The following is a 6975-nucleotide window of genomic DNA, read 5'->3' on the forward strand; positions in this document are numbered from 1 at the left end:
CCCGCGCCGACGCCCGCGCCGACGCCTGCGCCGACGCCGTCTCCCGAACCGGTCGCCGACCCTGCTTCCGGACCGGCCGCCGGGCATGCTCCCGAGCCTGTGGTGCCGCCTCGGCCCGCGGACCCCGTCGCGCAACCGGGCGACGCAGCTCCCGAGCAGCCGACGCCCGGCGCGGTGGACGGGCCCGGTGTCGCGACCCAGGCCGAAAACCCGCAGGACGACGCCCGATGAGTGCGCGGGAGCCCACGAACCCCGGCGAGTTCGCCCCGCCGCCTCCTGCTCGGCCGGTCATGCCCGCGCCTCCCGCGCAGGCTCCGCCGCCGCCCGGGTACGGTGCCGCTCCCGCCAATCCCGCGCCGTCGTCGTATCCTGCACCGTCCTATCCCGCGCCGTCGGCGCCTGCGGGATACCCTGTGCCCGGTTACCCTGCTCCAGCGCCGGCTGTACCGCCGCGGGGTCTGCTGCCGTGGGTGCTCGGGTTCCTGATCCTCGTCCCGTTCCCGTTCGTCGGCGGGCTCGCGTCCGGAATCGCGATGGCGGTGAGCGGAGGCGCGTCGCGACGTGCCGGCGGTCCCGCTCGTGAGAATGCGCGCAGCGCGTTGAACTGGGGTCTCACGTACCTGATGGTGTCGACACTGCTCGTCATCCTGCATTTCGTGCTGCTCTTCGTGCTCACGGCGCAGGCCCCCACGACGAGCTTCTTCCCGCTCGGCATTCCGATCACCGTGTACTTCGCGTTGTCGATCGTGCATCTGGTCGTCGTGATCATGGGGACCGTGCGCGCATCGTCGGGCAAGGTCATGCGGGTGAAGTTCGCCATCCCATTCCTCCGCGCCTGATGGTCGACATCGCCGTCGAGCTGCCGACCGGACCCGCGACGGTCTCGGCGGACTGGTCTGCCGGCGACAACGGCGCGACGGTGATCGTGGCGCATGGAGCAGGGACCGGCAAGGATCACCCGTTCCTCACCGGCTTCACCGGCGCGCTCGATGAGCTCGGGTTCTCGACATTGCGCTTCAACTTCCCCTACGTCGAGCAGGGACGGCGGATGCCGGGTCCGGCGGCGCACGCGATCGCCACCTGGAACGCCGTGGTCGCGTTCGCCCGTGAGGCCGATCCGGACGCGACCCTCTGGGCGACGGGCAAGTCCTACGGCGGGCGGATGGCGTCGATGGCGGTCGCGGAAGGGCTCGTGGTCGACGGGCTGGCCTATCTGGGGTACCCGCTGCATGCTCCCGGCAAGCCGGAGAAACCCCGGATCGAGCATCTTCCCGCGATCGGTGTGCCGCAGCTCTTCGTCGAGGGGACGAACGACCCGTTCATCCAGCCGGTGTCCCAGTTCGAGGATGCCGTCGCCACGTGTCAGAACGCCGAGGTGGTCTGGATCGACGGCGGCGGGCACACGTTCGAGGTGAAGGGGCGGAAGCGCCCGGCATCCGACATCGGCGCGTCGCTGGCTCCCATCGTCGCGGAGTTCGTCGGACGCTGAGTGCTCCGCGGTGCTGGATCAGGAACGCGGCCGCGGGGAGGGAGTCAGCGGCGTTTCTGATGGACCCTGGGCATCGGCACCTCAGACGCGCTCCGCGAGCTCCTCGTCGGCGAGGAGGCGGTGCATCGTCGAGAGGCCCAGTGCCGCCATCGAGGGATTCGATCGCTCGTAGTACCAGCCCAGCCCCATCGCCTGCTGGAAAGCCCACGCGGCGCCGCGGCACCACTCGAGATCGTCCGCGCCGACCGCGCGGCGCAATGTCCGCCGCGCAGGAGCGTCGAGATGATGCCACGCCGCGACGAGGTCGAGTGCGGGGTCGGCCGGACCGAAGCTCCCGGTGTCGAGAACTCCGGCGAGCCGTGCTTCCCCGTCGCGCTCCGCCACCAGCAGATTGAACGGTGTGAGGTCGCGGTGGCTCATCACATCCGCCCCGGCGCGGGGGAGGGCGCGCAACCTCGTCCAGAGTGCGGTCGCCCTCGGCACGTCGAGCAGATGTCCGCTGCGCGCGAAGCACTCGGTCATCCACTCGTCGTGACCGGTGAGCTCTCCGCCGCGGCCGTTGCCGTCGAACACGCGCCCCCGCACCGGCACCTCCCGCAGCGAGACGATGAGGGTCGCGAGATCGCGTGCCAGCGACTCCGAACCCGCGTACCGGTCGGGATGCGCCGTCTCGCCGTCGAGCCAGGTGTGCAGCGACCACGCCGACGGGTAGTCGTCCGAAGCCGCCCCGACGCCGATCGGTCGTGGAGCGGGGAACGGACACGCCGCCGCCATCTCGGCCATCGCATCCGCCTCGACGGTCAGTTCCGCCGTGGTCGCACCAAGCATCGGGAATCTCGCCACGAGCTCGTCGCCCACGCGGATGATCGTGTTCACGGTGCCGGTGCCATGCACCCGCTCCCGTGGGAGGTCACGGAGCTCCGGGAACTCCCGGGCGATCAGCTGCGCGGCGAGCCCGTCATCGAGCGGGAGTTCGCCCTCATGCATCAGCGCGTCGTCAGGCCTGCAGTCGGGCGATCCAGGCCTCGACCTCGTCCGCCGTACGGGGGATGTCCGCCGAAAGGTTCACGGGACCGTCGTCGGTCATCAGGATGTCGTCCTCGATGCGCACGCCGATGCCGCGGAGCTCCGCCGGTACGGTGAGGTCGTCGATCTGGAAGTACAGTCCCGGCTCGATCGTGAAGACCATGCCCGGCGCGAGGATGCCGTCGTAGTACATCTCCCGGCGTGCCTGCGCGCAGTCGTGCACGTCGATGCCGAGGTGGTGCGAGGTGCCGTGCACCATGTAGCGGCGGTGCTGTCCGCCGGCATCCGCATCGAGAGCCTCCTCGGCGGTGACCGGGAGCAGGCCCCATTCCGCCGTACGGGCGGCGATCACGGTCATCGCCGCGGCATGCACGTCGCGGAACCGCACGCCGACCTGCGCTGCGGCGAACGCGGCATCCGCGGCCTCGCGCACCGTCTCGTAGACGCGGCGCTGCACCTCGGTGAAGGTGCCCGACACCGGGAGCGTGCGGGTGATGTCGGCGGTGTAGAGGCTGTCCGCCTCAACGCCGGCATCGACGAGGATCAGGTCGCCGGGCACGACGGTGCCGTCGTTGCGCGTCCAGTGCAGGTAGCAGGCGTGCGGGCCGGAGGCCGCGATCGTGTCGTAGCCCTCGCCGTTGCCGTCCTCGCGCGCGCGGCGGTGGAAGACACCCTCGACGACGCGCTCGCCGCGGGCGTGCTCGATCGCCTGGGGCAGCTGGCGGATGATGTCGTCGAAGCCCTTGGCGGTGATCTCGACCGCGTGGCGCATCTCGGCGATCTCGAACTCGTCCTTGATCAGGCGCAGCTCCGAGACGACGCGGGTGAGCTCGTCGTCCTCGTCGAGCACCAGCTCGCCGTCGGCGGGTGCGAACTCCTCGAGGTGCGCGGTCTCGATCGCGAGATCTGCGGAGACCCCGGCGAGGGACGGCCGCGGGCCGATCCAGAACTCGCCGACCGTGGCATCCGCGTAGAACTCGGTCGTGGTGCGGTCGGCGCGCTCGCGGAAGTACAGGGTGACGTCGTGCCCGGCATCCGTCGGCTCGAAGACGAGGACCGAGTCGGGTTCGGCATCCGACGCCCAGCCCGTGAGATGCGCGAACGCGGAGTGCGCGCGGAACACGTAGTCGGTGTCGTTGCTGCGCTGCTTGAGCGAGCCGGCCGGGATCACGAGCCGCTTGCCGGGGAAGGCCGCCGAGACGGCCGCGCGGCGCGTCGCGGCGAACGAGGCCTGCGCACGCGGCGACGGAAGGGTCTCGGGTCGCTCGGCCCAGCCCGTCGAGATCGTGTCGAGGAAGCCCTGCGGGAAGGGCTGCTTGCGGTTGGTGCTGCTGTTCTCGACGACCTCGGTCGTGACCTCGGCGGGGATCTCTACGGCGGCTTCTGCGATCGTGTCGCGCTCTCCGGTGCTCATCCCTCCAGTCTGTCATCTGAGGGACGGATGCGGGAGCTCAGCCGGCCGGCTCCAGCTGCACGACGAGGGCACGGTGGTCGCTCCCGCCCGCGTCGTCCAGCACGACCGAGCCCGAAGGGGTCCAGTTCTGCGAGGCCATCACGTGGTCGATCGGCGCGCCGGCCAGCGGGGGCAGCGAGCTCGGCCAGGTGCCGGAGAACCCGTTGCCGGTGCGCGTCGCGACATCGCGGCAGTAGCCGATGTCGCCGCCGTCCAGGCCGAGCGGCGCCATGTGGTCGACGGTCGCGTTGAAGTCACCCGCCAGGATGAAGTCGCCCTGCGGGCACTGGTCCGCGATCCACTGCAGGTCGCTGCGCCACTGCTCCATCTCCTCCATGCGCGGCGCCACGGCGTGCACGGCGACGATGGTGGGGCCCGAGCCGTCGATGGGCATGAGCACCGCGCTCGGCACGGAGCCGGTGTTGCTGGTGCCGTCCTTCGACGACTCGATCACGGAGTACTCGCCGAGATCGGGGGCGACGAGCACGGTGGTCTGCCACGACTGCGGACCGTCGACGACGTCGGGGCGGAACTGCACGTGATGCACCCACATCGGATGCCCCTGCTCGCGGAGCATGAGGGCGATCTGCTCGCCGACGGCCTCGGTCGTCTCGGGCAGGGCGACGATGTCGGCGCCCTGCTGCAGGATCTGCTGCGCGATCTGCTCGGCCGACACCGCTTCGCCTGCGGTGTTCCAGGTGAGGACGCGCACGCTCTCCGCGGTCTTCTCGGGGAGGGCGGAGGCACCGAAACCGCGCGTCGCGCCGACGATGCCGACCGCGCCGGCCCCCAGCAGGGAGACGATGAGGATGGACGCGGCGAAGCCCCGCAGCGGACGGGCGAGCAGCAGCAGGAGTGCGACCACGGCAACGGCCAGGAAACCTGCCAGCACCAGACCCCGGACCGACACGAGCTGAGCGAACGGGTAGGTCTGCTCGAGGTGGAAGAACTGCGGCCACACCACGATCGCCGCCGCGATCGCGAGCAGCACGGTGAGCAGAATCCCCAGTAGACGAAGCATCGCGACAAGCCTAGAAGCGTCGGCTGTGAAGTCCCTGCCGCCTCGCGCTCGGTACGCTCAGAGGATGGCCATTCCGTCCCCTGGGTTCGCCGGTCCCGCCGACCTGCACCTGCACTCCAACCATTCCGATGGCACGGAGAGCCCTGCCGAGGTGGTCCGTCAGGCGCACGCGCACGGCGTGCGGACGCTCGCGCTCACGGATCACGACCGCTCCACGGGATGGGCGGAGGCCGGCGACGAGGCCGTGGCGCTCGGCATGACGTTCCTGCCCGGCATGGAGCTCTCGGCGAAGCACGAGTGGCGCAGCGTGCACGTGCTCGGCTACCTCTTCGACCCGCTCGACGCCGCTCTGGTCGCCGAGACCGACCGCATCCGCGGGGACCGCATCGGTCGCGCCGAGCGCATCGTGCGCAACATCGGCCGCGATTATGACCTGCACTGGGACGACGTGGTGGCCCAGACGACGCTCGACGCCACGGTCGGACGCCCGCACATCGCCGATGCGCTCATCGCCCGCGGCATCGTTCGGGATCGGACCGAGGCCTTCGACGGCATCCTGCACCCGCGCGAGGGCTACTACGAGCCCCATTACGCGCCGAACCCGCTCACCGCCGTCCGACTGATCACCGAGGCCGGGGGAGTGGCCGTCATCGCGCATCCGGTCACGGGTCGCGACATGATGATGCCGGTGCCGTACATCGAGCGGCTCATCGCCGCGGGGCTCGGCGGGTTCGAGATCGATCACCGGGAGAACACCGAGACCGGCAAGCGGAAGCTGCACGAGATCGCGGCGGCGCACGACCTCATCGTCACCGGTTCCAGCGACTATCACGGCACGGGCAAGCCCAATCGTCCGGGAGAGAACACCACCTCCGACGAGATGGTCGCCCGGATCATAGACCGCGCCACCGGAACCGCCCCGCGCCACCCCTGATCCCCGGCGTTCTGTCGGGAGACTCCCTGCGGTCTGTCGAACGACGCGGATACTGTCTCCGTCATGCAGCGAGCGACTTCCCTGGAGCGCCGCGTCGATGCCGCCGCGAACCGCGTGCTCCTCGGCGCTCCGGCGAACGGCATCCGCGCGGGCCTCGTCGAGTTCGCGGTGTTCGTGCTGAAGCAGGCGTGGGCCTGCATCTTCGGTGCCGCGCTCCTCGTCGTCATCGTCGTCGCGCAGCTCTGGTATCCGGACGATGCCCCGCTCGCCCGCAACGACGCTCTGACCATCGCCGCGGTGCTCATCCAGGTCGCGATGCTCGTGTTCCGGCTGGAGAGCGGTCGGGAGCTGTGGGTCATCGTGCTGTTCCATCTCACCGGGACCGTGATGGAGCTGTTCAAGACCGACGCGGGGTCGTGGGCGTATGCCGCGGACGGCATCCTCCGGATCGGTGGCGTCCCGCTGTTCAGCGGGTTCATGTATGCGGCCGTCGGGTCGTACATGGTGCGCGTCTATCGCCTGTTCGATCTCGGCTTCACCCGGTACCCGCGGCGCTGGATGACGGCGATCCTCGCGGTGGCGATCTACCTGAACTTCTTCACGCATCACTGGTGGTGGGACGCGCGCTGGGTCCTGCTCGTCGGCGTGCTCGTGCTCTGGCTGCCGACCGTCCTGCACGCCCGGGTGTGGCGTCGAACCCTCCGTCTGCCGCTGCTGCTGGTGTTCGGGGGAGTGGCCGTGTTCATCTACCTCGCCGAGAACATCGGCACCTGGGCCGGCGCGTGGGCGTACCCCGACCAGGTCGAGTCGTGGCAGCCGGTCTCGCTGAGCAAGCTGAGCTCGTGGTTCCTGCTGATGATCATCTCGGTGGTGCTGGTCGCGTGGGTGTACCCGCCTCAGGTGCCGCCGTCGGTGATCGCGGCGAGCCCGGGAGATGCCAGAGGGGCGGATGCCGCTCGCGCAGCATCCGCCCCTCCGAAGTCGATCAGGCGCCGGTGACGGGCGCGGCGCCCTGTGCGCCGGAGCCGCCGCGACGGCGACGACGGCGGCGC

At 70.4% G+C, this 6975-nt stretch carries 7 protein-coding genes and 1 pseudogene; 5 read left to right on the top strand and 3 right to left on the bottom strand.

Annotated features, from left to right (window positions below; translation table 11 throughout):
* The 3 genes and pseudogenes from DW306_RS21520 to DW306_RS19235 form a co-directional block, all read left to right on the top strand.
* A pseudogene (locus tag DW306_RS21520) lies at positions 1 to 231 on the top strand (DUF3494 domain-containing protein); the annotation flags it as partial.
* 182 nt (positions 232 to 413) lie between these two features.
* Positions 414 to 839 (top strand): DUF4870 domain-containing protein, encoded by a 426-nt coding sequence (locus DW306_RS21735; protein ID WP_136057183.1) that lies wholly within the window; start codon positions 414 to 416, stop codon positions 837 to 839.
* Positions 839 to 1489: an alpha/beta family hydrolase gene (locus DW306_RS19235; protein ID WP_136057184.1), complete on the top strand. Its 651-nt coding sequence runs from the start codon at positions 839 to 841 to the stop codon at positions 1487 to 1489. The genes DW306_RS21735 and DW306_RS19235 overlap by 1 nt, the downstream gene beginning before the upstream one ends.
* An 81-nt stretch (positions 1490 to 1570) precedes the next feature.
* Here DW306_RS19235 and DW306_RS19240 read toward each other — a convergent pair whose 3' ends face one another.
* The 3 genes from DW306_RS19240 to DW306_RS19250 are packed head-to-tail and all read right to left on the bottom strand — an operon-like array spanning position 1571 to position 4989.
* Positions 1571 to 2476: a phosphotransferase gene (locus DW306_RS19240; RefSeq protein ID WP_136057185.1), complete on the bottom strand. Its 906-nt coding sequence runs from the start codon at positions 2474 to 2476 to the stop codon at positions 1571 to 1573.
* Positions 2477 to 2486: 10 nt separating this feature from the next.
* A complete protein-coding gene (locus DW306_RS19245; protein ID WP_136057186.1) occupies positions 2487 to 3929 on the bottom strand; it encodes an aminopeptidase P family protein in 1443 nt (480 codons plus the stop codon).
* A 37-nt stretch (positions 3930 to 3966) separates the two neighbouring features.
* Positions 3967 to 4989, bottom strand: a complete 1023-nt coding sequence (locus DW306_RS19250; RefSeq protein WP_136057187.1) for an endonuclease/exonuclease/phosphatase family protein — start codon at positions 4987 to 4989, stop codon at positions 3967 to 3969.
* A 64-nt stretch (positions 4990 to 5053) separates the two neighbouring features.
* Here DW306_RS19250 and DW306_RS19255 point away from each other — a divergent pair, with 64 nt between their 5' ends.
* Positions 5054 to 5923, top strand: coding sequence for a PHP domain-containing protein (locus tag DW306_RS19255; RefSeq protein WP_136057188.1), 870 nt, complete (start codon positions 5054 to 5056; stop codon positions 5921 to 5923).
* 63 nt (positions 5924 to 5986) lie between these two features.
* Positions 5987 to 6922, top strand: coding sequence for a DUF817 domain-containing protein (locus DW306_RS19260; protein ID WP_136057189.1), 936 nt, complete (start codon positions 5987 to 5989; stop codon positions 6920 to 6922).
* The last annotated feature ends 53 nt before the right edge of the window (positions 6923 to 6975 follow it).

The organism is Microbacterium sp. K24 (assembly GCF_004794465.1).
Taxonomy (GTDB): domain Bacteria; phylum Actinomycetota; class Actinomycetes; order Actinomycetales; family Microbacteriaceae; genus Microbacterium.

Bases quoted from the DNA above. Each gene is read 5' to 3' on its own strand.
- DW306_RS19235 (WP_136057184.1), top strand. From the start codon at position 839: ATGGTCGACATCGCCGTCGAGCTGCCGACCGGACCCGCGACGGTCTCG.
- DW306_RS19240 (WP_136057185.1), bottom strand. From the start codon at position 2,476: ATGCATGAGGGCGAACTCCCGCTCGATGACGGGCTCGCCGCGCAGCTG.
- DW306_RS19245 (WP_136057186.1), bottom strand. From the start codon at position 3,929: ATGAGCACCGGAGAGCGCGACACGATCGCAGAAGCCGCCGTAGAGATC.
- DW306_RS19250 (WP_136057187.1), bottom strand. From the start codon at position 4,989: ATGCTTCGTCTACTGGGGATTCTGCTCACCGTGCTGCTCGCGATCGCG.
- DW306_RS19255 (WP_136057188.1), top strand. From the start codon at position 5,054: ATGGCCATTCCGTCCCCTGGGTTCGCCGGTCCCGCCGACCTGCACCTG.
- DW306_RS19260 (WP_136057189.1), top strand. From the start codon at position 5,987: ATGCAGCGAGCGACTTCCCTGGAGCGCCGCGTCGATGCCGCCGCGAAC.